This is a genomic window from Micromonospora sp. BQ11 (genome assembly GCF_052068135.1).
Classification (GTDB): domain Bacteria; phylum Actinomycetota; class Actinomycetes; order Mycobacteriales; family Micromonosporaceae; genus Micromonospora.
The window spans coordinates 91738-116878 of record NZ_JBQHDB010000011.1; the positions used below are offsets into that span (position 1 = coordinate 91738).

Here is a 25141-nt window from a genome sequence, read left to right on the forward strand (position 1 = left end):
CACACCGGACTGTCCGGAACGCCCCCCGCCGTTCGTCATGGTGGTGAACAGGCCCGAGAGGAGCACACGATGAAGTACATGATGTTCGTCTGCAGCGACACCGAGCCGGACACCGACCGGTCCGACTGGCCCGACATCGACGCGTGGGTGGCCGAGAACGACGCCCGTGGCCGGCGTCTGACGGGCGACGCGCTGGCCGAGACGTCCGCCGCCACCACCGTCCGCGTCCGCAACGGTGAGCTGTTGGTCTCCGACGGTCCCTTCACCGAGACCAAGGAGGTGATCGTGGGGTTCGACCTGCTGGAGTGCGCGGACCTGGACGAGGCGATCGAGGTCGCGCGTACCCACCCGATGGCCCGGCAGGGGCGAATCGAGCTGCGGCCCTTCGCGGACCTGGATGTCTGACGAGGGCGCGGTGGCGACGGCCGCGGAGGCCGTCGCCACCGCCGCCACCGGGTCGTACGCCCGGATCGTCGCCGCACTCATCCGGGTCACCGGTGACTGGACCCTGGCCGAGGACTGCGCCCAGGAGGCGTTGACGCTCGCGTGGCAGCGGTGGCCGGTGGAGGGCGTGCCCGCCAACCCGGGCGGTTGGCTGATGACGGTGGCCCGCAACCGGGCGCTCGACGTGCTGCGTCGGGCCACGGTGGAGCGGCGCAAGCTGCGTGAGCTGGCGGTGCTCGCGCTGACCGGCCCGGACGACGACGCACCGCCGCCGGGGGAGGGGGAATTCGTGGACGACCGGCTGCGGCTCGTCTTCACCTGCTGCCACCCGGCCCTCGCGCTGGAGGCGCGGGTCGCGCTGACCCTGCGTACGGTGTGCGGGGTCGCCACGGCGGACATCGCGCGGGCCTTCCTCGTCACGGAGTCGACGATGACCCGGCGACTCACCCGGGCGAAGACGCGGATCGCGACCGCCGGCATCCCCTACCGGGTGCCGAGCGGGCCGATGCTCGCCGAGCGGCTTCCCGGGGTGCTCGCCGTGCTGTACCTGCTCTACACCCGGGGTTACGACGCGGACGGCGAGCCGGCGTTCGCCGCCGAGGCGATCCGGCTGGCCCGGCTGCTCGACCGGCTGTTGCCGGGGCGGTCCGAGGTCGCCGGGCTGCTGGCTCTGTTCCTCCTCCAGCACTCGCGACGGGACGCCCGGCGCGACGCGGAGGGCAACCTTCTCACCCTCGACCGGCAGGACCGCGCCCGCTGGGACCGGACGTCGATCGCCGAGGGTCTGGCCGCCCTGTCCCGGGCGACCGGGGACGGCCCGTACGCCCTCCAGGCCCGGATCGTCGCGTACCACGCCACCGCCGCGTCCGCCGCCGCCACCGACTGGGTCGCGATCGCCGAGGTGTACGACCGGTTGGCCCGGTCGCAGCCCACACCGGTCATCGAGCTGAACCGGGCGGTCGCGCACGGCTACGCGTACGGGCCGGCGGAGGGGCTGGCCCTGCTCTCGGCGGCGCGGGCCGGCGGAAGGCTGGACGCGTACCCGCTGGTGATCGCCGTCGAGGCCGATCTGCTGGCCCGGCAAGGCGACCACCACCGGGCCGCCGGCCTGTTCCGCCAGGCCGCCAAGGCCCACTCCGGCGCCGAGCGCCGCGCGTTGCTCGCCCGAGCAGAAACAGAGAAAGAGTGGCAATCCAAGCAGGAATAGCCACTCTTTCCCGGGAACTGCTGCCCAGTCAGGGCTTTCGGTAGACGGAGACGTGTGTGGTGCTGTTCGCCCCGAAGGGCGCTCGGTGCCAGTCGGCGTACCGCTCGGCGAGCCGTAGACCGGCCCGCTCCGCCATCTCGTCGATCTGGTCGGGCCACAGGTAGCGCATCGCGAAGGGATGCAGGTGGACGCCCTCGCGGTCGAACCGGATGGTCTGCCGGACGAACGTCTGCGCCGCCCGGTCGTACCGGTGCAGCCGGATGGTGGCCGAGTCCTCGGTCACCGACCGCATCTGGACCTGCTCGTCCCGGTCGAAGTCGGCCAGGTCCGGCACGAACGTCTCGATGACGAACGCACCGCCGGGCGCGAGCACCCGCGCGACGTTGCGGAAGCAGGCCGCCTGCCGCTCGGCGTCGACCACGTTGAACAGCGTGTTGAACACCAGGTACGCGAGCCGGTACGGGCCGGTCACCGGCACGTCCGCCATGTCACCGATGGCGACCGTGATCCGGTCGCCACCGGGCTTGGCGCGCATCTTCGCCACCATCTCCGGTGACGCCTCGACGCCTTCCACGTCGAGACCCCGGGCGGCGAGGGGCAGCGCGACGCGGCCGGTGCCGATCGCCAGCTCCAGGACGGGCCCGCCGTCGGCCAGATCGGCGAGGAAGTCGACCGCCGAGGACGGGTCCGGATTGTCGACGTTGTCGTAGGTCTCGGCGTACAGCCGGCCGAAGAGCCCGGGGTCATCGAAGATCGACATCGTCGACCTCCCCGGTGGTGCGATCAGTGGCGCCTGCCGGCGCCGGGTTTGCGGGAGTACGGTCGGACACGGTGCCTCGATTCCGTTGGCTGGAGGATTCCTACCTGGACGGATCTCGACGCGTTCGGCATCGTCGTCTCCCTTCGCTCGTCCTGGCATCCACCCAACCGGGCCCGCACCGCGCCGGCAACCGCATTTCGGGTCAGCTGATGTAGTGCAGGATCACGTTGTGCACGTGGTGGCTCTTCTGGTCGCCGCGGAACTCCACCTCGTACGTGTGCGTGCCGACGTGGATGGCGATGGCGCCGGTGGAGAAGAACGAGCCGCCCCACGACTTGTTGCTGACCACACTGACGCTGGTGATCTTCGAGTACGGGATGCTGGTGATCGCGTACCGCTTGCCGACGAACGAGCGGTCCTGGATGATCACACGCCGGTCGGTCAGGCCGATGAAACCGGTGCCGGTACCGACGGCGTCGTAGACGGCGATGATCTGTTCACCGTCGAGCAGGCCGCTCTGGATCTGCTGGAACTGCTCCTTGCGGTCGTACGTCGCGTTCGCCATGCGTTCCAGGCTAGGTGCCGGACACCAGCCGCCCCGGTGGGCGGCGGTTGGCCTCGCTCGCGGCACGGACGAACTCGCGGACCCGTTCCGTGGTGTTGTCCTCCCGCCAGACCAGCCCTCGCTCGATCGGCGGCGCGTCACGGATCGGCACGTACGCCACGTCGGGGCGCGGGTAGTAGTGCCGGGTGTGCTCGCCCACCGGCAGCACGCCCCGCCCCATCGCCACCAGCGTCAGCATCTCGGAGAAGGTGCTGCCGGCCGGCCCCGCCGGCACCGGCCGCCCGCCCGGGGTGCACGGCGGTGTCCGGTCGCGCTTGAACGCCGCCGACGTCACCGCCGGGTACTGCACCACCGGGTGGTCGCCCAGCACCTCCAGGGACACGGTCTCCTCCCGGGCGAGCGGATGACCGGCGGCCACCGCGAGGACCCGCGCCTCGGTCAGCAGCGCCGGGCCGCACGCCATCCCGTCGAAGGGGTACGCGGCCAGCAGCACGTCGACCGAGCCGTCCACCAGGCTCGGCCGGGAGTCGTAGAGCTGCACCTCGCGGACCTCGACGGCGCATTCCGGATGGCGTTTCGCGAAGAGGGTGACCGCCTTGAGCAGGGCCGGCGCGGTCCACTCGCCGAGGAAGGCCACCCGCAGGCTCCCCGTCACCCCGCGTCCGGCCTCGACGGCCCGGCGTACCGCCTCGTCCATCGCGGCGGCGAGCGGCGCGAGGTCGTCGGCGAGCTGCCGGCCGATCGGGGTGAGCCGTACGACCCGACTGGTGCGGGTGAACAGCGGTGCCCCGACCCGCCGCTCCAGCCGTCGGATCACGTGGCTGACCCGGCCGGTGGTCACTCCGAGGCGGATGCCCGTACGGCCGAAGTGCAGCTCCTCGGCGAGCGTCAGGAAGGCCTCGATCTCGTACCGCTCCAGCATGATCGCTCCATCGTTGACTCCCGGGCAACGATCGTATGCCGATCACGGCTTGGTCGGCCTCGCCGCAGAGCGGATCGTGAGGATGACACCAGCACCCACCGGAAGGCATCCTGATGACCACGGACCCCCTGCGCGTCACCGGCTTCGACCACCTCGTGCTCAACGTCTCCGACGTCGAACGCTCCCTCGACTTCTACTGCGGGCCGCTGGGCCTGACCCCGGTACGCGTCGACGAGTGGCGGGCCGGCCAGGTGCCGTTCCCCTCGGTCCGCGTCGACGCCGGCACCATCATCGACCTCGTCCGGCGGGACCGGGGTGAGTCCAACGTCGATCACATCTGTCTGGTCGTCGCGCCGCTGGACTGGGCGGTGGTGGTCGACTCGGGGATCTTCACCGTCGTCGAGGGGCCGGTCGGACGGTTCGGCGCCCGGGGCGGCGCCACGTCGCTCTACGTGCGCGATCCCGACGGCAACGTGGTGGAGCTTCGCTGGTACCCGCAGGACGTCCCCGCCTGAGTCGGCCACCGGGACCGGACCCCGGCGGACACACGACGGAGCCCCGCCGGGGTTCGGCGGGGCTCCAGGGTCGCTACGTGACTACCGGCCGGTGCGCGGGTCGTTGTCGGGGGTGCGGCTGCCCGACTTGGCCAGGCCCCGGCTGATCAGGTAACCGATGGTCAGCAGGGTGATGTACCACCACGCCTTGTCGGCGGCGAAGTAGTCGCCGCCGTTGTCGGCGGCGCCGTCACCGACGGCGTTGGAGGCGATCAGGACACCGATGACCGACAGCAGGTAGACGGCCAGCTCGGTGGTCTTCCAGGACGGCTTGGTCTCGTCGCCGTGCCGGTGCGGGCGGCGCACGTCGTGGTGCCCGTGGTCGGTGTCGGTCACGCGGTTCGAGGTGGTCGGCGTCGTCATGTCTGCTCCCAGAAAGCTGCGGTATGGGGGTTACATCCTGGTGCGGGCGGTTGTCCGTCTCTCGCACCGAATCAGTACCCTCGCGCCTTTCCGGGAAACTCAAGATTCTCAGTTTCTTTTCAGGCTGCCCGCGCTCCCGACGCCGGATCGGTCAGGAGATGACTGCCCGGTACGCGTCCTCGATGCGGGCGGCCAGCAGGACCTCGCCCTCGGACAGGGGAGTGCTCACGTGTCCGACGCGGATCCGGGTGTGGTCGGCCCGGCGGCTGATCTCCGGCCGGACACGCAGGGCGTCGGCGACCACCTTGACCCGCTCGGTCAGGGCCGCGTGCTGTGCGTCGTCGATCACCAGAGTCCGACTGATCTGTTCTCCCTCACGGACCCACCCGTTGAGTAGGGTGAGAGCGTCGTTCAGGTAGTCACGCTTGGCCCGGCCACTGAAGAGCACGCGCATCACCGCACCTCCCAGGCGTCGTTGCCGGCTTGTGGCCAAATCGTCGCCGTCCCGTGTCTTGTCGGTGTCCTACAGTCTGTCGGCGGCCAGGCGGTGTGTCCACGCCCACACTTCCGGGTTCTCCTGACCTGACGGTCGGTCACGGTACCCAAACCGCCTATTGATCTGGCACGCTGGACGGCCGTGCGGACCGAACGGGCTAACAGCGGTAGGCAGGCGGAACGACGGGACCTGAAGGTCATCGTCGGGGCGGCGATCATCAGGGACGGGCGGGTCCTCGCCTGTGCCCGTTCCGCGCCGCCCGAGGTGGCGGGCATGTGGGAGTTCCCCGGCGGGAAGGTCGAGCCGGGAGAGAGCGAGACGGCCGCGCTGGCCCGGGAGTGCGCCGAGGAACTCGCCGTACGCGTGGAGGTCGGCGAGCGGGTCGGGCGCAACGTCCGGATGGCCCACGGCCGATCCGTACTCAAGGTGTACGCGGCCCGTCTGCTCCACGACGACCAGCCGCAGGCCCTGGAGCACTCGGCACTGCGCTGGCTCTCCGCCGCCGAACTCGACTCGGTCACCTGGCTCCCCGCCGACGCGCCGATCGTCGCCGCCCTCCGCCCTCTCCTCGACGCCGCGTCCCACTCCTAGCCGCGCCGGGATCACGCCCGAACGGGAACGGTGGGGCCGCGAAACGCCCGCGAGGCCACCCCGTCGGAGCGTGCTTCCCGCGGCGCCGGACCGGGTGGTACGGAAACGGGGGCCGGCGGCGTGTAGCCGCGGCCCCCGTCGTGGGTCTGTGCCCGTCAGTGCTTGTCCTGCTCCGGGTGGGCGAAGTTCAGGTGCTCCGGAGGCAGCGGGAAGGTCACGTCGTCGCCGAACGGCGAGGGTGCCGCCGCGCGATCGAAGGTGAGTTCCGTCAGGGGCAGCCGGCCGCGGTCGTCGACCGCCGGAGCCGTCGGGTGCGGCACCTCGCGGTGCCAGTTGACACCCGCCTGCGCCTGCGACTCCGCCCGTGGATCGTGGGAACCGCCCGCGTGCGAGTGCACGCCGGCGGACCCGCCGCCCGAGTGCGCGGCGCCGCTGGAATGCCCGCTGGTCACGCTGGTCTGAGGCACCTGACCCCTCCGGAAGATCTTGCTACCAAGCCACACCAGGGGATCATACTTGCGGTCGACGACCCGCTCCTTCATGGGGATGATCCCGTTGTCGGTGATCTTGATGTGCTCGGGGCAGACCTCCGTGCAGCACTTGGTGATGTTGCAGAACCCGAGACCCTGCTCGGCCTGCGCGTACTCCTTGCGGTCGTCCCGCGCGTCCAGCGGGTGCATGTCCAGCTCGGCCGCCCGGATGAAGTAGCGCGGCCCGGCGAACGCCGTCTTGTTCTCCTCGTGGTCGCGGACCACGTGGCAGACGGTCTGGCAGAGGAAGCACTCGATGCACTTGCGGAACTCCTGCGACCGCTCCACGTCCATCTGCTGCATGCGGTAGTCGCCCGGTGCGACGCCCGGCGGCGGCGCGAAGGCCGGCGTCTCCCGCGCCTTCTCGTAGTTGAACGACACGTCGGTGACCAGGTCCCGGATGATCGGGAAGGTCCGCAGGGGCGTCACCGTGATCGTCTCGTCCTCGGTGAACGTCGACATCCGGGTCATGCAGCTGAGCTTCGGCTTGCCGTTGATCTCCATCGAGCAGGAGCCGCACTTGCCGGCCTTGCAGTTCCACCGGCAGGCGAGATCCGGCGCGTCGGTGGCCTGGAGGCGGTGGATCACGTCGAGGACCACCTCGCCCTCGTTCACCTCGACCGTGTAGTCCTGCAGGTCGCCGCCGCTCTCGTCCCCCCGCCAGATGCGGAACTGGCGCTTCGTACCCATCAGAGGTTCTCCTTCTCGGCGGCGGCGTCAGCGGCGGCGGCGTCGGTGGCGATGAGGGCGTCGAACTCCGCCAGTTCCTCGTCGGTCAGGTACTTGCCCAGCTCCGTGCGGTCGAAGAGGCCGATCAGCTCCGGGCGCATCTTCGGCAGCGGCTTGCGCTCCAGGCGTACGGTGTCGCCCTCCAGCGAGCAGACCAGGTTGACCTGCCGCCAGGCCGGGTCCATCGCCGGGTGGTCCTCCCGGGTGTGCCCGCCGCGGGACTCCCGCCGCTCCAGCGCCGCCTTCGCGGTGCACTCCGAGACCACCAGCATGTTGCGCAGGTCCAGGGCGAGGTGCCAGCCCGGGTTGTACCGCCGGCCACCGGCCGCGCTCACCTTGGCCACCCGCTCGCGCAGCTCCGCCAGCCTGCCCAGGGCGTCCTCCAGCTCACCCTCCCGTCGGATGATGCCGACCAGATCGCCCATCACCGCCTGGAGGTCCTGCTGCAGCGTGTACGGGTTCTCGCCGGTGTCCCGCTGCAACGGCGCCAGCGCCGTCTCCACCGCGGCCTCGACCGCGGCCACCGGCACCTTCGGGCGCCCGCCCAGACCATCGGCGTACGACGCGGCGTGGCCGCCCGCCCGCTTGCCGAAGACCAGCAGGTCGGACAGAGAGTTGCCGCCGAGCCGGTTGGAGCCGTGCATGCCGCCGGAGACCTCACCCGCGGCGAACAGCCCACGAACGTGACCGAAGGCGGCGCCCGAGTCCGGGTCGACCTCCACGCCACCCATCACGTAGTGGCAGGTCGGACCGACCTCCATCGGCTCCTTGGTGATGTCGACGTCGGCCAGCTCCTTGAACTGGTGGTACATCGACGGGAGGCGCCGGCGGATCTCCTCGGCCGGCAGGCGGCTGGCGATGTCCAGGTAGACGCCGCCGGCGGGGGTGCCCCGACCGGCCTTGACCTCGCTGTTGATCGCGCGGGCCACCTCGTCACGCGGCAGCAGCTCCGGAGGACGCCGGTTGTTGTCGGGGTCCTTGTACCAGCGGTCGGCCTCGGCCTCGTTGTCCGCGTACTGCTTGCGGAAGACGTCGGGGACGTAGTCGAACATGAACCGCTTGCCCTCGGAGTTCTTGAGGACACCGCCGTCACCCCGCACCGACTCGGTGACCAGGATGCCCTTCACCGAGGGCGGCCAGACCATGCCGGTCGGGTGGAACTGGAGGAACTCCATGTTGATCAGAGTCCCGCCGGCGCGCAGCGCCAGGGCGTGCCCGTCACCCGTGTACTCCCAGGAGTTCGAGGTGACCTTGTAGGACCGACCCACCCCGCCGGTGGCCAGCACCACGGCCGGCGCCTCGAAGAGGACGAACTCGCCGGACTCCCGGTAGTAGCCGAACGCGCCCGCGATCCGGTCGCCGTCGAGCAGCAGCTCGGTGATCGTCGTCTCGGCGAACACCTTGATCCGGGCGTCGTACGAGCCGAGCTCCCGCTTGTCCTCCTGCTGCAGGGAGACGATCTTCTGCTGGAGGGTGCGGATCAGCTCCAGGCCGGTACGGTCGCCGACGTGCGCCAGGCGGGGGTACTCGTGCCCACCGAAGTTGCGCTGCGAGATCTTGCCGTCCTTCGTACGGTCGAACAGCGCGCCGTACGTCTCCAGCTCCCAGATGCGCTGCGGCGACTCCTTCGCGTGCAGCTCCGCCATCCGGAAGTTGTTGAGGAACTTGCCGCCGCGCATGGTGTCGCGGAAGTGCACCTGCCAGTTGTCCCGGCTGTTGACGTTGCCCATCGCGGCGGCGGCGCCGCCCTCGGCCATCACCGTGTGCGCCTTGCCGAAGAGCGACTTCGAGATGATCGCGGTCTTCTTGCCGGCGAGCCGGGCCTCGATCGCCGCCCGCAGTCCGGCGCCGCCGGCCCCGATGACGACGACGTCGTAGTGGTGTCGTTCGATTCGCGTGGTAGTGGTCATGTCAGGGGCCTTCTAGTTGATGAAGCGCAGGTCGTCGAACCAGTTGGCGGAGACGGCCATGATGTAGAAGTCGGTGAGGATCACCGTGAACAGCGACGTCATGGCGAACGTGCCGTGCCGGACGTTCAGCTTCGACACGAAGGTCCAGAAGCGGTACCGCAGCGGGTTCTTCGAGAAGTGCTTGAGACGGCCGCCCACGACGTGCCGACACGCATGGCAGGACAGCGTGTAGCCGGCGAGCGCCACGATGTTGACCAGGATGATCAGGGTGCCCAGGCCGAAGCCGAAACCGCCGTCCGGCCCCCGGAACGCCAGGACGGCGTCGTAGATGTTCACCAGCAGGATCACCGCGGCGAGGTAGAAGAAGTAGCGGTGCCAGTTCATGACGAACAGGGGGAACCGGGTCTCACCGCTGTACGACTTGTGCGGCTCCGTCACCGCGCAGGCCGGCGGGGACGCCCACAGCGACCGGTAGCCGGCCTTGCGGTAGTAGTAGCAGGTCACCCGGAAGCCGGCCACGATCGGGAAGGCGATGATCCCGAGCGGGATGAAGAACGGGAAGTCGCCGAGCGGGGTGCCGAAGTGCGCCGAGCCGGGCACGCACTCGTTGGAGATGCAGGGCGAGTAGAGCGGCGTCAGGTAGTGGTAGTCCTCGACGTAGTACCACTTCGCCATGAAGATGCGGATCGTCGAGTAGACGATGAAGAAGAGCAGGATCGCGGCGATGATGAGGGGCTGAACCCACCAGCGGTCCGTACGCAACGTCCTCGCCGTGATGGCGGCGCGCGGACGCGCTCCCCCCGGCTTCGTTGCCGTTGATGTCATTCGAGTCGTCTCCCTGACGGGGCCCTCACGGGCGGCGGATCAAGTTCCGGTAGGCAACCGGACCGGCGAACCCGCACCCGCTTGCCAACGTCATGCGCACACCAACGACCGCGCCGGTGATACGGCGCAGCTAGGTGACACACGTTACGCCGATCTTTGCGAGCCGTCCGCGCAAGGGAGTGTCCCGTGTGTCCGGGGCGGGGAAAACCCCTCAGGGGATGATCGATGTCCGGATGTTAAGAAGTTCACTGGACGTCGATGACCCTTGCGCAGACGGACGGGTCAGCCGGAGGCGCCGCCGGTGAAGTTCCACGACGCGAGCCGCAGCGACGGCGCCTCCCACCAGACACCGTCGAACCGGTCCGGCTGTCGCACCGCGTGCCGCCCCAGGCCCAGCACCGCGCCCGGGCCGAGGGCCCGCGGATATGACTCGGTGAAGCGCAGGTCGCGCACCGCGCGGGTGACCACCCCGTCCTCGACCAGCCAGACCCCGTTGCGCGTCAGGCCGGTGACCACCAGGGTCTTCGGGTCGAGGACCCGCGTGTACCAGAGGTCGCTGACCAGGAGGCCGCGGCGCACCCCGGCCAGCAGCTCGGCGGTGTCCCCGTCGGCCACCGCTCCCGCGAGGCCGTCCGCCCCGGACGGCGTGCCGGCCGCACCGGGCGCGTCCGTCGCGGCCCGGGCGTCGGCGTCGGAGGCGGTGGACAGGCGCAGGTTGCGGGGCATCGGCCCCCAGGTGGCGGCACCCGGCGTGGCGTGGCCGGTGGAGGTCGCACCGACCTCGGCGGCGGTACGCCGGTCGTGCGTCACGCCCCGGGTGGTCCCCGCGTCCACCAGGGTCAGCGCCTCGCGTGGGGTGCCCTCGACGTCGAAGGGCAGCCCGGAGGCGCCGAGCGGGTCGTCCACCAGGGTCACCGACGGGTCGAACTGCGCCGCGCCCGGCTCCGCGAAGGACTGGCGCTCGACGTACCGCTTGCCGTTGAAGCCGTACCAGGAGAGGTTCTGGAGAAGGTCCGCCACGGCGGCCGACTCCAGCACCACCTCGTACCGGCCCGGTGGCAGTTCGACCGGGTCGGCGGCGGCGCGAGCCTTCGCGGACGCCCGCGCTCCGAGGGCCGCGCCGTCGAGGTCGGCGAGCCGGTCCGCGCACAACCGGGCCACCCCGTCCGCGCTGCCGGTGCGGGCGATCCCGTCCATCGCCGCCTCGGCCGTACGGCCCGACGCGGAATGGCCGGTCGAGTTGGCGAACGCCGCCGACCGGTACGCGGTGCGGCAGTAGCCGGCGGTCTCCAGCCCGCCGGCCGCCGCGACGAAGGCGCGGACCCGTTCGGCGCGCTCGTCCGGGTCCGCGTACGCGGTGGCCTCGTCGAAGGCCGTGGTGGACGGTGTCGGCGCGGACGGGGCCAGCCCCGGCCACGCCGGGTCCGGCGGGCAGAGCCGCGCGGCGGCGAGAGTGCGCTCGACCAGCGCCCGCAAGCCGTCGGGGGTGACCACGCTGCCGCCACCGGCCGCCGTGCGACCGTCGACGTGCAGCCGCAGCCGCACCGACACGCCGGACTCGGCGACGTTCTGGTGGATGAAAGAGTTGGCGAATCGGGTCAGGGCCAGGTCGCTGCGCAGCACCGTCGCCTCGGCCTCCGTGCTCGGCCCACCGAGGCGACGGACCAGCTCCACCACCTGGCTCGCGAGGTCAAGCTCCGTCATGCACGCACCCCCACCCGGACGTTGCGGAAACGGGCCGGAGCCGCCGGATGCCCGGTGTGCCCGACCTGGCCGGGCTGGCCCTTGCCGCAGTTCGGTGTGCCCCAGGCGACCGTCTCGCCGGAGAGCATGTCCATCGAACGCCAGAAGAGCGGGCCGATGCCGGTGTACGTCGGGTTGCGCAGCATCCGGCCCCGCTTCCCGTTCTTGACCTCCCAGCCCACCTCGCAGCCGAACTGGAAGTTGAGCCGCTTGTCGTCGATGGACCAGGACCGGTTGAGATCCATCAGCACCCCGTCGTCGGTGGCCGCGATGATCTCCTCCAGCGTGTGCGGGCCCGGTTCCAGGCCGACGTTGGTCATCCGCACCATCGGCAGCCGGGCCCACCCGTCGGCGCGGACACTGCCGCCGTGGTCGAGACCGGCCACCGAGGCCGAGTCGCGGCCGGCGAGGACACCCACCCAGCGCCCCTCGCGGACCGCGTCACGCTTCATCGCCGGGGAGCCCTCGTCGTCGAACCCGAAGCTGCCCAGCGCGCCCGGGATGGTCGGGTCGATGGTGATCGTCATCAGGTCGGAGCCGTAGCGCAGCGAGCCGAGCTGGGCCAGGTCCAACCAGGAGGTACCCGCGAACGCGGCCTCCCAGCCGAGGATCCGGTCCAGCTCGATGGCGTGGCCGACCGACTCATGGATCTGGAGTGCGAGCTGCTCGCCGCCGAGGATCAGGTCCGTCTCGCCGGCCGGGCAGAGCGGCGCGGTCAGCAGCGCCCGGGACTCGTCGGCGATCTCCGCGGCGTGCGCGGCCAGGTCGAGCGACTCCACCAGCTCCCAGCCGGTGGTGCCGTACTGGCCCCGGTAGCTCGGGTAGGACCGGCGCTGGGTCTCGCCGTCGCCGATGGAGGTCGCCGAGATGCCGCCCCCGCACTCCCGGATGCGCTGGTCGATCCGGTGGCCCTCGCTGGAGACGAACCACTTGGCGGTGTCCCAGATCTGGTAGAGCCCCTCGGCGAGGTCGGCCCCGTGGTCGACGCTCGTCCTGGTGGCCTCGACGAGCAGGTCACCCTTGGCCGACAGCGCGACGCCGAGCGGGTCCACCGTGCAGGGAGAGGCCCAGCTCGCCACCGCCGCCGTGCCGGGGACCAGGTCGATCGGCGGGCCGGGGACACGCCCGCTCGCGGCGGCGATCCGTGCGGCCCGTCGGCCGACGTCGCGGGCGGCGGCGTCCGAGAGGTCGGGTACGGCGTGGAAGCCCCAACTCGACCCGACCAGTGCCCGGACGCCCAGCCCGATGCTCTCGTCCTGGGTCAGCTCCTCGATGTCGCCGTTACGCGCGGACATCGACTCGTAGCGGCGGTGCATGACGCGGGCGTCGGCGTACCGTGCTCCGGCGTCGAGGGCGGCCTGCACAGCGGCCGACGCCGCGTCGAACTCGCTCATGCGCCCGACCCTAGGCGAGCACACCGACATCCGTCAGGCGAGAAGCTCGTCCGGTCGAATCGACGTCCGTACCGGCTCCGTCAGCTCCAACGTCTCACCGCGTTTCGCCGAGGCATGCTCGACGTAGTGGCGCCCCTGGCGTCGGTGCAGGTGCAGCGCGCCGGTCACCTGATCGACCAGGAGAAACCAGTCGATACCCGCAGCGGCGTAGTAGTGCATCTTCAGCACCTTGTCGGTGGCGGCGTTGCCGGGAGAGACGATCTCGCAGACCAGGCGGACGGATTCCGCCTCGACGTACACCTCGTCGAGATCGACCGGGGTCGTGACGACCAGGTCCGGAACAGGAACCCGACCCGGCCGGAGCCGGACGTTCACGGCTTCCAGCAGCTCCAGGCCGACCGGACCGGTGGCGGCCTCGAAGATGTTGCCCAATCTGCGGGAGATGCGCTGGTGGCGCGGGGTGGGGGCTGGGGTCATGTGCAGGCTCCCGTCGAAGAGTTCGACGCGTTGGGATGTCTCGCCGAGGGCGAGGTACTCCTCCTCGGTCCACGGACCCTCGTGGTCGAACACCGCCGCGGTCATGGTCACCTCCACCTCGCCGAGCGGAAATCCTCTCCTGCCTGTCGCCACCATCGTCGCACCCACGGTCCGGCCCTGTCGGCGGTGTTCGGGGGGTGCCTGAGGCGTTGTCGAGTCGTTACGCTGTGGCCCGCTGACAGGCCGCCAGATGTAGCTTATTTTCACCCTCTGGTTTCTGTTGTAGGTTCCCTACATCTCACGGAGGGAGGCGGTCGTGGACAGCCCCGAGTCGACGCCGTCCGGCAATCCGGACCGCCCCGCCGTGCCGGAGCCGCGCTCCGGCGACGGCCCTTACCTGCGGGTCAACGACCTGCGGGTGCGCTTCGACACCGAGGACGGCGTGGTCCGCGCGGTCGACGGAGTGTCGTTCACCGTCGAGCGGGGACGGACCCTCGGCATCGTCGGGGAGTCCGGGTCGGGCAAGAGCGTGACGTCGTTGGCCATCCTCGGCCTGCACGATCCGAAGCGCACCACCGTCACCGGCGAGATCTCCGTCGGAGGCCGCCAGCTGGTCGGCCTGCCGGAGGAGGAGGTACGCCGGCTGCGCGGGCGGGACGTGGCGATGATCTTCCAGGATCCGTTGTCGGCGTTGCATCCGTACTACACGGTGGGGCGGCAGATCGCGGAGGCGTATCGGGTGCACCATCCGAGGGCTGGTCGACGGGAGGCGCGTCGGCGTGCGGTGGACATGCTGGGTCGAGTGGGGATCCCGCAGCCCGCGCGGCGCTTCGAGCAGTATCCGCACGAGTTCTCCGGCGGAATGCGGCAGCGCGCCATGATCGCGATGGCCCTGGTCAACGATCCGGATCTGGTGATCGCCGACGAGCCGACCACGGCGTTGGACGTGACGGTGCAGGCGCAGATCCTGGACCTGCTGGCCGACCTCCAGGCGGAGTTCCACTCGGCGATCATCCTGATCACGCACGACCTGGGTGTGGTGTCCCAGGTGGCCGACGACATGCTGGTGATGTACGGCGGGCGGGCGGTCGAGTCCGGCAGTGTGGAGCAGGTGTTGCGTCGGCCGCAGCACCCGTACACGTGGGGGTTGCTCTCCAGCGTGCCGTCGTTGCACGGCGACGCCGACGCGGACCTGGTGCCGATCGCGGGTAACCCTCCGTCGTTGATCGACCTGCCTCCGGGGTGTGCCTTCCATCCGCGGTGCCGGTACGCCGGCCGCAACGGTGACCGGTCCCGCACGCAGGTGCCGGAGCTGCGTGCGGCGGGAGCGCCCGGCCACCTGGTGGCGTGTCACCTGTCGGCCGACGAGCGGACCCGCCTGTACGCCGAGGACGTCGCCCGGGTGGGGGTCGCACGATGAGCACCGTCGAGCCGTTGGACGCTGTCGTGCCGGGGCGGTCCACCGATGAGCCGTTGTTGCGGGTGCGGGGGTTGGCCAAGCATTTTCCGGTGCGTGAGGGGTTGCGTCGCTCGGGGTTGGTGCGGGCGGTCGACGGGGTGGACTTCGAGGTGCGGGCGGGTGAGACGCTGGGCCTGGTGGGGGAGTCCGGTTGTGGGAAGAGCACCATGGGTCGGATGCTGGTGCGGTTGCTGGAGCCCACCGCCGGCAGTATCGAGTTCGCGGGGCGGGACATCACCCGGGCGGGACGGCGTCAGTTGCGGCCGTTGCGGCAGGACCTGCAGATCATCTTCCAGGACCCGTACGCGTCGTTGAACCCGCGGCACACCGTGGGGCGGATCGTGGCGATGCCGTTGCAGGTCAACGGGATCACCCCACCGGGTGGGGTGAAGGCGCGGGTGCAGGAGCTGCTGGAACTGGTCGGGTTGAACCCCGAGCACTACAACCGGTACCCGCACGAGTTCTCCGGCGGTCAGCGGCAACGCATCGGTATCGCCCGGGCTCTGGCGCTGCGACCGAAGCTGATCGTGGCCGACGAACCGGTCTCGGCGTTGGACGTCTCCATCCAGGCCCAGGTGGTCAACCTGCTACGCGACCTGCAACGCGACCTCGACCTGGCGTTCGTGTTCATCGCCCACGACCTGGCCGTGGTCCGGCACTTCTGCCACCGCGTCGCGGTCATGTATCTGGGGCGGATCGTCGAGATCGGCGACCGCGACGACATCTACCACCGCCCCCAGCACCCCTACACCCGGGCACTGCTGTCGGCGATCCCCGACGTGACCCGCCTCGGCCCCGCCGGACGCATCCGCCTGACCGGCGACGTTCCCACCCCCCTGGACCCACCCTCGGGCTGCCGCTTCCGCACCCGCTGCTGGAAAGCCCGCGACATCTGCGCCACCGACGAACCCACCCTCACCTCCCGCGACGGCGGACACCAGGCCACCGCCTGCCACTTCCCCGAAACCGGGCCCCTCACCGCCGGTACCGACGCGACCGGCACGGACGCCGTCGAGGAGGTGGCGAGATGAGCCTGTCGCCGGTGGAGGGCGAGGCCCGGGCGGAGATCACATCCGAACCCGCGGTCAGTCCCGAGGAGCGGAAGACGTTCGTCGGTCGGTCACCAGGGCAACTGGCCTGGGCCCGGCTGCGGCGCGACCGGACCGCGATGGTCAGCGGAGTCGTGCTCGTCGTCCTCGTGACCGTGGCTCTCGCCGCGCCGCTGATCTCCAGGCTGTACGGGGTGGGCCCGAACGAGCAGTTCCAGCAGTTGCTCGACGGGAACGGGATGCCGCTCGGCTACGCGGGCGGCATCACCGGGGACCACTGGTTCGGGCTGGAGCCCCGACTGGGCCGGGACATCTTCATCCGCATGATCTACGGCATGCGGACGTCCCTGTTCATCGCGTTCGCCGCCGCCCTGGTCACGACGACGATCGGCGTGATCACCGGCATTCTCGCCGGCTACCTCGGCGGGGCCGTCGACGCCGTGCTCAGCTGGATCACCGACGTGGCGCTCGCCCTGCCCTTCCTGATCTTCGCGCTGGCCGTGGTGCCGACCGTCGCGCTGCGCTTCTACGGCGCCCGGGAGGAGGTTCCGGCGTGGTTCCAGGTCACGGTGCTGATCGCGATCTTCGCGGTCTTCAGCTGGACCGGCACCGCCCGGCTGGTCCGGGGCCAGGTGATCTCGCTGCGCGAACGGGAGTTCGTGGAGGCGGCCCGGGCCAGCGGCGCCGGGCTGGGACACATCATGTTCCGCCAGTTGCTGCCGAACCTGTGGGCGCCCATCCTGGTCGCGTTCTCCCTGGCGGTGCCGCAGTACATCACCGGTGAGGCCGCGCTGTCCTTCCTGGGGATCGGCATCCTCGAACCCACCGCCGACTTCGGTCGGATGATCTTCCAGAGCATCCCGTACCTCCAGACCGATCCGGCGTACGTCCTCTTCCCCGGCGTGACGATCTTCCTTTTGGTGCTCGCCTTCAACCTGTTCGGTGACGCGCTGCGCGACGCGCTCGACCCGAAGTCCTCCCGGTAGGGGTGTGCGATGACACGATTCCTGGTCCGGCGACTGCTCACCGCCGTGCTCACCCTCTTCGCGGTGAGCGTGCTCAGTTTCCTCATGTTCTTCGGTCTTCCGCGCGACCCGGTCAGCGGCATGTGCCCGAAGAACTGCAACCCCGAGCGGCTGGAGCGGGTCCGCGAGGAACTCGGCCTGCGTGACCCGCTGGTCACCCAGTACGCCAACTACATGAAGGGCATCGTGACCGGCCGCGACCTGGGCAGCTCCCAGGGCGGCCGGTGCGAGGCCCCGTGCCTGGGCTACTCCTACGTCAACAGCGAGGCCGTCACCGACACCCTGACGCGGGTGCTGCCGGTGACGTTGAGCATCGTGATCCCGGCGGCGATCCTCTGGCTGCTGCTCGGGGTCGGCCTGGGCATGGTCTCCGCGTTGCGGCGCGGCACGTGGGTGGACAAGTTCGCCATCGGCTTCGCCCTCACCGGGGCGTCGATGCAGCTCTACTTCGTCGGTGCGGTGCTGCTGCTGATCTTCACGTACAACCTGGGGCTCACGCCGGTGCCGGGCTACACGTCGATATTCGACGATCCCCTCAAATGGGCGAGCGGGCTGGTGCTGGCCTGGGTGTCGCTCGCCTTCCTCTTCGCCGCCATCTACGCCCGGCTGTCCCGGGCGCAGATGCTGGAGACGCTGTCGGAGGACTTCGTCCGGACGGCGCGGGCGAAGGGCATGCCCAAACGGACGGTGTACGGGCGGCACGCGCTGCGCGCCGCCATCACGCCGGTCGTCACCATCGCCGGCCTCGACGTCGGAGGCGCGCTGGGCGGCACGGTGATCACGGAGACCACCTTCGGGATCCAGGGCCTGGGCCGTACGGCGATCGACGCCGTCCGTGCCGGTGACCTGCCGACCATCATGGCGACCGTGCTGGTGTCGGCGGTCTTCATCGTGGTCGCGAACATCGTGGTCGACCTGCTGTACGCCGCCATCGACCCCCGCGTCCGGTTGCGATAGGGCATCGGGTCCGGTCGGGGCATGGAGGATTCCTCCAGCCTCTGCTACATAGATCGCAGGTTTTCTACTTCTGACGAGAAGGAGGGCGCGAGATGCGCCTGAAGAGGGCAACCGCCGCTGGCGGAGCGCTCGCACTGCTCGTGGTCATGGGCGCGTGCAGCGAGAACAAGGGCACCGGTGGCACGACCGATGCCGACCGCGTGCAGAGCGGGTCGATCGCCACCGACCCGAAGGAGTCGATGGGCCCGGCGGCGGAGGTCCCCGGCGCAGCCAAGGGCGGGACCTTCCGGGTGATCCGGGAGACCAAGATCTCGCACATGGACCCGCAGCGGGTCTACTCGTTCGCCGGTCTCATGAACGCCCCGCTCTACAGCCGCTTCCTGACCACGTTCAAGGACGACGGCTCCGGCAAGGTCACCCTGGTCGGCGACCTGGCCGAGACGCCCGGCACGGACGTGAACTCGGACTGCAAGGTCTGGGAGTTCAAGATCAAGGATGGGGTGAAGTTCGAGGACGGCAGCCCGATCACCTCCAAGGAGATCGCGTACGGCATCGCCCGGTCCTTCGACCCGGACCTCACCGGCGGCCCCACGTACCTCCAGGAGTGGCTGGCCGACACCCCGCAGTACGACACCAAGTGGAACTTCAAGGCGAACAAGACGTCGCTGCCGCCCGGCCTGACCACGCCGGACGCCAAGACGCTCCGGTTCGAGTTCGCCAAGCCGCACTGCGACCTGCCGTTCGCCGTCTCCCTGCCGTACACGGCTCCGCTCAAGGCGGACAAGGACACCGGCGTCAACCTGGACAACCAGCCGTTCTCGTCCGGCCCCTACAAGATCACCAAGAACACCGCGGGTGTCGAGGTGGTCATGGAGCGCAACGAGCACTGGGACGCGAACACCGACCCGGTGCGGCACGCGTACCCGGACCGGATCGTCTGGAACTTCGGCCCGGACGCGGAGGCGGGCGCCAACCGGGTCATCGCCGACAACGGTGACGACCAGGCGGCGCTGGCCTGGAACGGCGTTCCCTCCGCCCTGGTCGCCAAGGTCACCGGTGACGCCGCCCTCAAGCCGCGCTCGGTGCAGGGCCCGACGCCCAGCCTCTGGCGGCTCACCATCAACACCTCCCGGGTCACCGACCTGTCGGTGCGGCAGGCGCTGAACTACGCGATCGACCGGGACGGCTTCGTCAAGGCGTACGGCGGTGAGGCGTCCGCGCGGGCCGTCACCACCCTGATGCCGCCGTCGACGATCGGCTACGAGAAGTACGACGCCTACCCGGCCGGCCCGTCGGGCGACGTCAACAAGGCCAAGGAGCTGCTCGCCGGCAAGACGCCGGAGCTGGTGCTCGGCATCAGCGACGACTCGCCGGAACTGGCCACCCAGCTCAAGGGCAACCTGGAGAAGGCCGGCTTCAAGATCACGATCAAGACGATCCCGACCGACGCCAAGCTCGACGAGGTCGGCAAGAAGAACAACCCGTACGACCTGTACACCGACCAGTGGGCCGCCGACTGGCCCAGCGGCGCGGCCATCCTGCCGGTGCTCTTCGACGGCCGGACGATCAAGGCCGAGAGCAACAGCAACACCTCGTACGTCAACAACGACGAGATCAACAAGGAGTTCGACCGGGTGCTCACGCTGCCGGTGGCCGAGCAGGGCAAGGAGTGGGCCAAGCTCGACCAGCGGATCATGAAGGAGCTCGCCCCGGCGGTGCCGCTCTTCGTGGAGAACGGCTACTACCTGCACGGGTCCAAGGTGGGCGGGATCTTCATCTCCAGCATCTTCGGGTACCCGTCCTTCGTGAACGTGCACGTCAAGCAGTAGCCGGCACCCCGGCAAGCAGGCCCCCGGTCGACAACGTCGTCGACCGGGGGCCCTTCTGCGGGTGCCGCGTGAGCGGGCCGGTGCTCGTGCCGCTCGGGTGTTAACAGGGGGCCCTTCCTCTACCGGAGACGTTAAGTGGGGGCCCTTCCTCACGTCAGGTGCTGGCGGAGGAAGTCGAGTTCCAGCTTCAGCAGGCTCTCGGCGACACCGCCGGCGGCCATGTGCGTCGCCCCGGTCAGCGGGAGCACCGCGTGCGGGCGGCCGGTGGCCAGCAGCGCCGCCGACAGCCGCAGCGTGTGCGCGGCCACCACGTTGTCGTCGACCAGCCCGTGCACCAGCAGCAACGGCCGGGCCTGGCCGGGACCCGTCACCGGCTCGGCCGCCATCTCCACCAGCGAGTGGTGCGCGTACACGTCCATCCCGTCCTCGGGCATCCCCAGGTAGCGCTCGGTGTACGCGGTGTCGTACAGGGCCCAGTCCGTCACCGGCGCGCCGACGATCCCGCACCGGAACAGCTCCGGGTGCCGCAGCACCGCCAGCCCGGCCAGCCAGCCGCCGAACGACCAACCCCGTACCGCCACCCGGTCCAGGTCCAGGTCGGGCTGCTTGTCGGCGAGCGCGGTCAGCGCCTCCACCTGGTCGGTCAGCACCACGTCGGCCACGCGCCGGTGGATCGCCTTCTCGAACGAGGGCGCCACGCCGGGCGTACCGCGGTTGTCGACGACCACCACCGCGAAGCCCGCGTCGGCCCACCACTGCCGCTCCAGCCAGGCCGCGCGCGCGGCGATCACCTCCTGGTGCCCCGGGCCGCCGTACACGTCGAGCAGCACCGGCAGCCGCCGGCCGGTGACGTGGTTCTCCGGGTAGAGCACCGCCGCCGGCAGCCTCCGGTCGGTCACCCGCTCCAGCAGCGGCAGCGGGGCGTACGGCGGGGTGGCGGCGAGGGAGCGCAGCACGGCCACCTCCCGCTCGCCCCGCGTCACCGTCCACCGGGTGCCAGCGTGGTCCAGCGAGGCCGTGCCCACCACCAGCACGTCCCCGCCGACCGCGCCGACGTGCCAGCCGGCGTCGGTGGTGATCCGGCGGGCGTCCACACCCCCGCCGATGCTCGTGCGGACGCGGAACAGGTGCTGCTCGCTCGGCTCCCCGTCGCTCGCCTCCACCAGCAGGTCCGCCGGGCCCGGGCCGCTCGGCAGCCGCCCGACCACCCGCCGCACGTACAGCGACGGCGGGGTGAGCAGGGTCCCGTCGGCGAACAGGCAGCGGGCGTCGTACCCGTCGTGGGCCAGTTCCCCGCCCACCAGCACCCGGCCGTCGGGCAGGTGTGCCGGGGTGCCCGGGATCGGCTCCACCCAGCGGGGGTCGGCCAGTTCGGCGTGCACCTGGGTCTCGCCGGTGCGCGGGTCCACCGCCAGCACCAGCCCGTGCTGCTGGGACCGGCGGAGCACGGTGATCAGCGGGCCGCCGTCGGCCCAGTGCGCGGCCGTCAGGTACGGGTAGGTCTCCCGGTCCCAGTGCACGTCCACCCAGCCGCCGTCGAGGTCGAGCAGGTGCAGGCTGACCTCGGCGTTCGGCCCGCCGGCCACCGGGTACGCGACGCTGACCGGCTCACTCGCCGGGTCGGCGGGGTCGTGCAGGTGCCAGCGCCCCAGCCGGGACTCGTCCACCCGCGCGGCGAGCACCGAGCGCCCGTCCGGCGCCCACCAGTAGCCCCGGAAACGGTCGAACTCCTCGGCCGCGACGTGTTCGGCGAGCCCCCAGGTCACCCCGGAGTCCTCGCCGGCCAGCAGGTTGTCGGTGCCGTCGGCCTCGACCACCCGGAGCTGCCCCCGGCGGACCCCCTCGGCGGCGTCGGTCACGTACGCCAGCCGTTGCCCGGTCGGATCGGGGCGCGGGTCCAGCACCGGGCCGACGGCGACGACCTCGACCACGTCGCCGTGCACCAGGTCCGCGCGGAACACCCGGCCGGCGAGCGCGAAGACCGCCACCCGGCCGGCGTCGTCCAGGGCGTACGAGCCGATGCCCGACGCGCTCAGCCGCCGCCGCTCGCGCAGCGCCCGCTCGCCGGGGCTCAGCGCGGCGGGGTCGCCGTCCGCGCCGAGCAGCACCGCCGGGTCGGCGACGAGCCGTTCCTCCCCGGACGCGACGTCGAGGAGCCAGAGCGCGTCGGCCGGGTCCTCCGGACCGGCCGAGCGCAGGAAGACCACCCGGGATCCGTCGTCGGCCACGGTGACGGCGCGCGGTGCCCCGAGCCTGAACCGACGGGTACGTGCGGCCAGCTCCGGAAAGTCCACAGCTGTAGATCGTAGGGCGACCGCCGAGGTGATGTGGGCGACCTGCGCGGACGCGTCGGCACGGGGTGCCACGGAACCGCCGGTTAGAGTGACGGTCGTGACGACGCTGCCCGACCGCCGGCTTCTGCTGGTCCACGCGCACCCCGACGACGAGTCCATCGGCACCGGCTCGACGATGGCGCACTACGCCGCCACCGGTGCACACGTCACGCTCGTGACCTGCACTCTCGGCGAGGAGGGCGAGATCCACGTGCCGGAGCTGGCGCAGCTCGCCGCCGCCGAGGCGGACCAGCTCGGCGGCTACCGGATCGCCGAGCTGGCCCACGCGTGCCGCGAGCTCGGCGTCACCGACCACCGCTTTCTCGGTGGGGCCGGCCGCTACCGGGACTCCGGCATGATGGGCCTGGCCACCAACGACCATCCCCGGGCCTTCTGGCAGGCCGACCTCGACGAGGCCGCCGGTCACCTGGTGGAGGTCATGCGTGAGGTCCGCCCGCAGGTCATGATCACGTACGACGGGAACGGCTTCTACGGGCATCCGGACCACATCCAGGCCCACCGGGTGGCGATGCGGGCGGTGGAGCTGGCCCGCGCCGAGGGCTGCGCGCCGGCGAAGGTCTACTGGACGGCGATGCCGCGCAGTGTCCTGGAGGCCGGCCTGATCCACTTCACCGAGTCGTCGGACAACCCGTTCGCCGGCATCGCCAGCGCCGACGAGCTGCCCTTCGGCACCCCCGACGAGCAGATCGCAGCCCGGATCGACGCCACCGAGCACCACGGCGCCAAGGAGGCGGCGATGCGGGCGCACGCCACGCAGATCCCCGCCACGTCCTGGCTCTACTCGATCGCCGGCAACTTCGGCGCCGAGTTCATGGGGGTGGAGTACTTCACCCTCGCGGTGGGGGAGAAGGGCCCCGGCTTCGGGCCGTACGGCTGGGAGGAGGATCTCTTCGCCGGGCTGTCATCCGTCGACGGCGCGGACCGGTCCCCGGTCGGCGCGGCCGGCGCCCGGTGACCCTGCCCGCCGCGCCGATGTCGGTCGTCCCGGACGAGAGCGCGCCGCCCGACCCCGGACGGTCGCGGGAGTCGCTCGACCTCGTCCTCCGAGTGGTCGGCGGGGCGTTCGCCGTGCTCGGCGGGCTGCTGAGCGCGGTCCTGGAACTGCTGCTGGCGCCGCTGCGCGTCGGCGGCCACCTGATCGGTGTCGCGGTGCTGGTGGCGGTCGGTGTGAACCTGCTGCTGGGCTGGTTCGCGCACCGGACGGTGTCCCGGCGCTGGGCGGTGGCGCTGCCCGCCGTGCCCTGGTTCCTCCTGGTCGCCATCGCCGGCCTGCGCACGGACGAGGGGGACCTGCTGCTCGCCGGCACCTGGGTCGACCTGGGGATGATCGTGGGTGGCGCGATGACCTTCGCGGTGGTGGGTTTCCGGCAGGTCCTCGCCGCCCCGCCACCGCCGCCGCGCCTTTCGTCGCCGCCGGCTCCGTGACGGGGTACTGACGACACACAGGTCGCGGTGGTACATATTCCTGCCAGGAGGCCCGCCAGCGGGGCGAGCGGTACGGCGGGAGGCGTGCGATGAGGGAGCGGTGGCGCGCGATCGGGGTTCTCGCGGTCGCGCTGTTCGCGGTCAACGTGGTCGCTCGGCTGATCATCCGGCTCGGCTTCGACGGCGACGAGGCTGCCGCCGACCGGGTGACGCTGGGAATGTTCGTGGTGATCGGGCTGATCCTGGCCACGGTCGCCTTCCGGTGGGGCCGGCAGCGGCCCGTCGCCGAGTGGAGCGGTGACCTGGTCGGCGCCGTCGGCGCGGCGTTGCTGCTGACCGTGCTGGTCGGGCCGCTGCTGGTCGGCAACGACCCGTTCGCCGGTGGCGCGGGCACGTTCTTCGCCCAGATCTGGCTCTACCTGGCCGCCGCCGGCGCGGGCGTGCTGCTGGGCTACCTGCTGCTCACCGCGCTCGGCCTCGACCACCGCTCGCAGAGCCTCAAGCGGTACACCGAGATCAGGGCCGCAAAACCCCGCCGCCCCGTCCGCCGCTGACCCCCACCCCCACCCCCACCGATGTCGATCAAGGAGTTCGCGTCAGCGAACGCGTTCCTGCTGACGCAAACTCCTTGATCAACGGGGCTAGCGGGTGGGGGAGGAGGCCGGGCCGGGTAGGGGTGGGGTGGCGACCGCCACGTCGGGCGAGCCGGATCCGGCGGTCAGGACGGTGCCCTCGGGGGTGACCACCTCGTCCACCGGGTCCATCTCCCCCGGCACCATCTCGGTGAGGACGCGGTCCGCCGTCTCCAGCGTCAGTGCGGGTCCCGACCCGGCGGGCCCGGGGGGCGTACGGACGGGCTGGTTGTCCGATCCGCCGGCGTCCCGGGCACGGGGAACCCGGGCCGTGCCCGACGAATCGGCCTGCGCGGGCCCGTCGGCGGGCGCGGCCGGTAGCGCGGGCGTGTCGGATGCCGGGTCCGCGGGCAGCGCCGTCCCGCCGGCCACGGCCGTCTCCAGCTCCGCCGCCCGCCGCTCGACGTCCTCCACCTCCGGAGCCTGCGGCGTCACGTCCTCCAGTTCCGCCGCCCGCCGTTCGAGGTCGGCCAGTGCCGCCACCGGGGGAGACTCCGCCCGCGCCGGTCCGCCGCCGTCCCGGCCGCGCGAGCCGGAGCCGCCACCGGAGTCCGAGCCGTCGCGTGACGCGGAGCTGCCGCGGCGCGAACGGGAGGCGTCGCCGCCCGTCACGGATCGCGAGCCGTTCTGCGACCGGGTGGTCTTCCGGCCCTCGCGGAGGGCCTTGATGAGGGCGTCGACCAGGTCGTCCTTGCGCAGGTCGGCGGTGCCGGTGACGCCGCGCCGGCGGAGGCGTCCGCGGAGCTGGTCGACCGTGAGGCGGCGGATCTCGCTCTCGTTGATGTCCGGGGTGTTCGGCGTCTGGTTACCGGGGACGTCCTTCGTCGCCGTCGAGCCGCTGGCGCGCCCGGAGGCGCTTCGCGTGGCCATCGGATCGCCCTTCCTTCCTGGGCCGGGGTCG

The 25141-nt window shown here is 71.1% G+C and carries 25 protein-coding genes; 12 read left to right on the forward strand and 13 right to left on the reverse strand.

Annotation, left to right across the window (positions count from 1 at the left end):
* Positions 1 to 69: 69 nt before the first annotated feature.
* Positions 70 to 405 carry a YciI family protein gene (locus tag ACTMSW_RS22460; RefSeq protein ID WP_441182647.1) on the forward strand — a complete coding sequence of 112 codons (336 nt, stop codon included), beginning with the start codon at positions 70 to 72 and terminating at the stop codon, positions 403 to 405.
* On the forward strand, positions 398 to 1651 hold the full coding sequence (locus ACTMSW_RS22465; RefSeq protein ID WP_441182648.1) for an RNA polymerase sigma factor: 1254 nt from the start codon (positions 398 to 400) through the stop codon (positions 1649 to 1651). Before ACTMSW_RS22460 ends, ACTMSW_RS22465 begins: the two co-directional genes overlap by 8 nt.
* A 28-nt stretch (positions 1652 to 1679) precedes the next feature.
* On the opposite strand, the gene ACTMSW_RS22470 is transcribed toward ACTMSW_RS22465, so the two are convergent.
* The 3 genes from ACTMSW_RS22470 to ACTMSW_RS22480 form a co-directional block, all read right to left on the reverse strand.
* Positions 1680 to 2411, reverse strand: a complete 732-nt coding sequence (locus tag ACTMSW_RS22470; RefSeq protein ID WP_441182649.1) for a class I SAM-dependent methyltransferase — start codon at positions 2409 to 2411, stop codon at positions 1680 to 1682.
* 202 nt (positions 2412 to 2613) lie between these two features.
* The gene (locus ACTMSW_RS22475) at positions 2614 to 2976 is read right to left on the reverse strand and encodes a PH domain-containing protein (RefSeq protein ID WP_137776404.1); all 363 of its coding nucleotides are present in this window, start codon (positions 2974 to 2976) and stop codon (positions 2614 to 2616) included.
* Positions 2977 to 2986: 10 nt separating this feature from the next.
* A complete protein-coding gene (locus ACTMSW_RS22480) occupies positions 2987 to 3898 on the reverse strand; it encodes a LysR family transcriptional regulator (RefSeq protein WP_441182650.1) in 912 nt (303 codons plus the stop codon).
* A 113-nt stretch (positions 3899 to 4011) separates the two neighbouring features.
* On the opposite strand from ACTMSW_RS22480, the gene ACTMSW_RS22485 reads away from it, so the two are divergent.
* Complete coding sequence (locus tag ACTMSW_RS22485; protein ID WP_441182651.1) at positions 4012 to 4413, forward strand: VOC family protein; 402 nt, start codon at positions 4012 to 4014, stop codon at positions 4411 to 4413.
* A gap of 81 nt (positions 4414 to 4494) precedes the next feature.
* Here ACTMSW_RS22485 and ACTMSW_RS22490 read toward each other — a convergent pair whose 3' ends face one another.
* Together ACTMSW_RS22490 and ACTMSW_RS22495 are read right to left on the reverse strand one after the other, a co-directional pair.
* Positions 4495 to 4815, reverse strand: a complete 321-nt coding sequence (locus tag ACTMSW_RS22490) for a hypothetical protein (protein ID WP_441182652.1) — start codon at positions 4813 to 4815, stop codon at positions 4495 to 4497.
* Positions 4816 to 4966: 151 nt separating this feature from the next.
* Positions 4967 to 5269: a 4a-hydroxytetrahydrobiopterin dehydratase gene (locus tag ACTMSW_RS22495; RefSeq protein ID WP_441182653.1), complete on the reverse strand. Its 303-nt coding sequence runs from the start codon at positions 5267 to 5269 to the stop codon at positions 4967 to 4969.
* Between the two features lie 183 nt (positions 5270 to 5452).
* On the opposite strand from ACTMSW_RS22495, the gene ACTMSW_RS22500 reads away from it, so the two are divergent.
* On the forward strand, positions 5453 to 5902 hold the full coding sequence (locus tag ACTMSW_RS22500; RefSeq protein WP_441182654.1) for a (deoxy)nucleoside triphosphate pyrophosphohydrolase: 450 nt from the start codon (positions 5453 to 5455) through the stop codon (positions 5900 to 5902).
* A gap of 155 nt (positions 5903 to 6057) precedes the next feature.
* On the opposite strand, the gene ACTMSW_RS22505 is transcribed toward ACTMSW_RS22500, so the two are convergent.
* The 6 genes from ACTMSW_RS22505 to ACTMSW_RS22530 all read right to left on the reverse strand — a co-directional run bounded on the left by ACTMSW_RS22505 (position 6058) and on the right by ACTMSW_RS22530 (position 13615).
* A complete protein-coding gene (locus ACTMSW_RS22505) occupies positions 6058 to 7122 on the reverse strand; it encodes a succinate dehydrogenase/fumarate reductase iron-sulfur subunit (protein ID WP_441182655.1) in 1065 nt (354 codons plus the stop codon).
* A complete protein-coding gene (locus ACTMSW_RS22510) occupies positions 7122 to 9071 on the reverse strand; it encodes a fumarate reductase/succinate dehydrogenase flavoprotein subunit (RefSeq protein WP_441182656.1) in 1950 nt (649 codons plus the stop codon). The genes ACTMSW_RS22505 and ACTMSW_RS22510 overlap by 1 nt, the downstream gene beginning before the upstream one ends.
* A gap of 12 nt (positions 9072 to 9083) precedes the next feature.
* Positions 9084 to 9896 (reverse strand): hypothetical protein, encoded by an 813-nt coding sequence (locus ACTMSW_RS22515; protein ID WP_441182657.1) that lies wholly within the window; start codon positions 9894 to 9896, stop codon positions 9084 to 9086.
* Between the two features lie 282 nt (positions 9897 to 10178).
* On the reverse strand, positions 10179 to 11600 hold the full coding sequence (locus tag ACTMSW_RS22520; RefSeq protein ID WP_441182658.1) for a TldD/PmbA family protein: 1422 nt from the start codon (positions 11598 to 11600) through the stop codon (positions 10179 to 10181).
* Complete coding sequence (locus tag ACTMSW_RS22525; RefSeq protein ID WP_441182659.1) at positions 11597 to 13033, reverse strand: TldD/PmbA family protein; 1437 nt, start codon at positions 13031 to 13033, stop codon at positions 11597 to 11599. The genes ACTMSW_RS22520 and ACTMSW_RS22525 overlap by 4 nt, the downstream gene beginning before the upstream one ends.
* 33 nt (positions 13034 to 13066) lie before the next feature.
* Positions 13067 to 13615, reverse strand: a complete 549-nt coding sequence (locus tag ACTMSW_RS22530) for a Uma2 family endonuclease (protein WP_441182660.1) — start codon at positions 13613 to 13615, stop codon at positions 13067 to 13069.
* Positions 13616 to 13874: 259 nt separating this feature from the next.
* Between ACTMSW_RS22530 and ACTMSW_RS22535 the strand changes: the two genes are divergently transcribed.
* From ACTMSW_RS22535 to ACTMSW_RS22555, 5 genes are all read left to right on the forward strand, one after another.
* Positions 13875 to 14930, forward strand: a complete 1056-nt coding sequence (locus ACTMSW_RS22535) for an ABC transporter ATP-binding protein (RefSeq protein WP_441182770.1) — start codon at positions 13875 to 13877, stop codon at positions 14928 to 14930.
* Positions 14927 to 16000 carry an ABC transporter ATP-binding protein gene (locus tag ACTMSW_RS22540; RefSeq protein ID WP_441182661.1) on the forward strand — a complete coding sequence of 358 codons (1074 nt, stop codon included), beginning with the start codon at positions 14927 to 14929 and terminating at the stop codon, positions 15998 to 16000. The genes ACTMSW_RS22535 and ACTMSW_RS22540 overlap by 4 nt, the downstream gene beginning before the upstream one ends.
* Positions 15997 to 17004 (forward strand): ABC transporter permease, encoded by a 1008-nt coding sequence (locus ACTMSW_RS22545; protein WP_441182662.1) that lies wholly within the window; start codon positions 15997 to 15999, stop codon positions 17002 to 17004. The genes ACTMSW_RS22540 and ACTMSW_RS22545 overlap by 4 nt, the downstream gene beginning before the upstream one ends.
* Before the next feature lie 9 nt (positions 17005 to 17013).
* Positions 17014 to 18000: an ABC transporter permease gene (locus tag ACTMSW_RS22550; protein ID WP_441182663.1), complete on the forward strand. Its 987-nt coding sequence runs from the start codon at positions 17014 to 17016 to the stop codon at positions 17998 to 18000.
* A 92-nt stretch (positions 18001 to 18092) separates the two neighbouring features.
* Complete coding sequence (locus tag ACTMSW_RS22555) at positions 18093 to 19829, forward strand: ABC transporter substrate-binding protein (RefSeq protein WP_441182664.1); 1737 nt, start codon at positions 18093 to 18095, stop codon at positions 19827 to 19829.
* A gap of 149 nt (positions 19830 to 19978) precedes the next feature.
* On the opposite strand, the gene ACTMSW_RS22560 is transcribed toward ACTMSW_RS22555, so the two are convergent.
* The gene (locus ACTMSW_RS22560) at positions 19979 to 22123 is read right to left on the reverse strand and encodes a prolyl oligopeptidase family serine peptidase (RefSeq protein WP_441182665.1); all 2145 of its coding nucleotides are present in this window, start codon (positions 22121 to 22123) and stop codon (positions 19979 to 19981) included.
* A gap of 88 nt (positions 22124 to 22211) precedes the next feature.
* Between ACTMSW_RS22560 and mshB the strand changes: the two genes are divergently transcribed.
* The 3 genes from mshB to ACTMSW_RS22575 all read left to right on the forward strand — a co-directional run bounded on the left by mshB (position 22212) and on the right by ACTMSW_RS22575 (position 24162).
* Positions 22212 to 23138: an N-acetyl-1-D-myo-inositol-2-amino-2-deoxy-alpha-D-glucopyranoside deacetylase gene (gene mshB / locus ACTMSW_RS22565; protein ID WP_441182666.1), complete on the forward strand. Its 927-nt coding sequence runs from the start codon at positions 22212 to 22214 to the stop codon at positions 23136 to 23138.
* A gap of 17 nt (positions 23139 to 23155) precedes the next feature.
* Entirely contained in the window at positions 23156 to 23608 is a 453-nt protein-coding gene (locus ACTMSW_RS22570; RefSeq protein WP_441182667.1) for a hypothetical protein, read from the forward strand.
* An 89-nt stretch (positions 23609 to 23697) separates the two neighbouring features.
* Positions 23698 to 24162: a hypothetical protein gene (locus ACTMSW_RS22575; RefSeq protein WP_441182668.1), complete on the forward strand. Its 465-nt coding sequence runs from the start codon at positions 23698 to 23700 to the stop codon at positions 24160 to 24162.
* Between the two features lie 87 nt (positions 24163 to 24249).
* On the opposite strand, the gene ACTMSW_RS22580 is transcribed toward ACTMSW_RS22575, so the two are convergent.
* Complete coding sequence (locus ACTMSW_RS22580; protein ID WP_441182669.1) at positions 24250 to 25110, reverse strand: hypothetical protein; 861 nt, start codon at positions 25108 to 25110, stop codon at positions 24250 to 24252.
* Positions 25111 to 25141: the final 31 nt, after the last annotated feature.

Bases quoted from the DNA above. Each gene is read 5' to 3' on its own strand.
- ACTMSW_RS22475 (WP_137776404.1), bottom strand. From the start codon at position 2,976: ATGGCGAACGCGACGTACGACCGCAAGGAGCAGTTCCAGCAGATCCAG.
- ACTMSW_RS22470 (WP_441182649.1), bottom strand. From the start codon at position 2,411: ATGTCGATCTTCGATGACCCCGGGCTCTTCGGCCGGCTGTACGCCGAG.
- ACTMSW_RS22530 (WP_441182660.1), bottom strand. From the start codon at position 13,615: ATGACCGCGGCGGTGTTCGACCACGAGGGTCCGTGGACCGAGGAGGAG.
- ACTMSW_RS22460 (WP_441182647.1), top strand. From the start codon at position 70: ATGAAGTACATGATGTTCGTCTGCAGCGACACCGAGCCGGACACCGAC.
- ACTMSW_RS22520 (WP_441182658.1), bottom strand. From the start codon at position 11,600: ATGACGGAGCTTGACCTCGCGAGCCAGGTGGTGGAGCTGGTCCGTCGC.
- ACTMSW_RS22580 (WP_441182669.1), bottom strand. From the start codon at position 25,110: ATGGCCACGCGAAGCGCCTCCGGGCGCGCCAGCGGCTCGACGGCGACG.
- ACTMSW_RS22495 (WP_441182653.1), bottom strand. From the start codon at position 5,269: ATGCGCGTGCTCTTCAGTGGCCGGGCCAAGCGTGACTACCTGAACGAC.
- ACTMSW_RS22550 (WP_441182663.1), top strand. From the start codon at position 17,014: ATGACACGATTCCTGGTCCGGCGACTGCTCACCGCCGTGCTCACCCTC.
- ACTMSW_RS22555 (WP_441182664.1), top strand. From the start codon at position 18,093: ATGCGCCTGAAGAGGGCAACCGCCGCTGGCGGAGCGCTCGCACTGCTC.
- ACTMSW_RS22515 (WP_441182657.1), bottom strand. From the start codon at position 9,896: ATGACATCAACGGCAACGAAGCCGGGGGGAGCGCGTCCGCGCGCCGCC.
- ACTMSW_RS22480 (WP_441182650.1), bottom strand. From the start codon at position 3,898: ATGCTGGAGCGGTACGAGATCGAGGCCTTCCTGACGCTCGCCGAGGAG.
- ACTMSW_RS22545 (WP_441182662.1), top strand. From the start codon at position 15,997: ATGAGCCTGTCGCCGGTGGAGGGCGAGGCCCGGGCGGAGATCACATCC.
- ACTMSW_RS22570 (WP_441182667.1), top strand. From the start codon at position 23,156: ATGTCGGTCGTCCCGGACGAGAGCGCGCCGCCCGACCCCGGACGGTCG.
- ACTMSW_RS22540 (WP_441182661.1), top strand. From the start codon at position 14,927: ATGAGCACCGTCGAGCCGTTGGACGCTGTCGTGCCGGGGCGGTCCACC.
- ACTMSW_RS22575 (WP_441182668.1), top strand. From the start codon at position 23,698: ATGAGGGAGCGGTGGCGCGCGATCGGGGTTCTCGCGGTCGCGCTGTTC.
- ACTMSW_RS22510 (WP_441182656.1), bottom strand. From the start codon at position 9,071: ATGACCACTACCACGCGAATCGAACGACACCACTACGACGTCGTCGTC.
- ACTMSW_RS22465 (WP_441182648.1), top strand. From the start codon at position 398: ATGTCTGACGAGGGCGCGGTGGCGACGGCCGCGGAGGCCGTCGCCACC.
- ACTMSW_RS22505 (WP_441182655.1), bottom strand. From the start codon at position 7,122: ATGGGTACGAAGCGCCAGTTCCGCATCTGGCGGGGGGACGAGAGCGGC.
- ACTMSW_RS22485 (WP_441182651.1), top strand. From the start codon at position 4,012: ATGACCACGGACCCCCTGCGCGTCACCGGCTTCGACCACCTCGTGCTC.
- ACTMSW_RS22525 (WP_441182659.1), bottom strand. From the start codon at position 13,033: ATGAGCGAGTTCGACGCGGCGTCGGCCGCTGTGCAGGCCGCCCTCGAC.
- ACTMSW_RS22490 (WP_441182652.1), bottom strand. From the start codon at position 4,815: ATGACGACGCCGACCACCTCGAACCGCGTGACCGACACCGACCACGGG.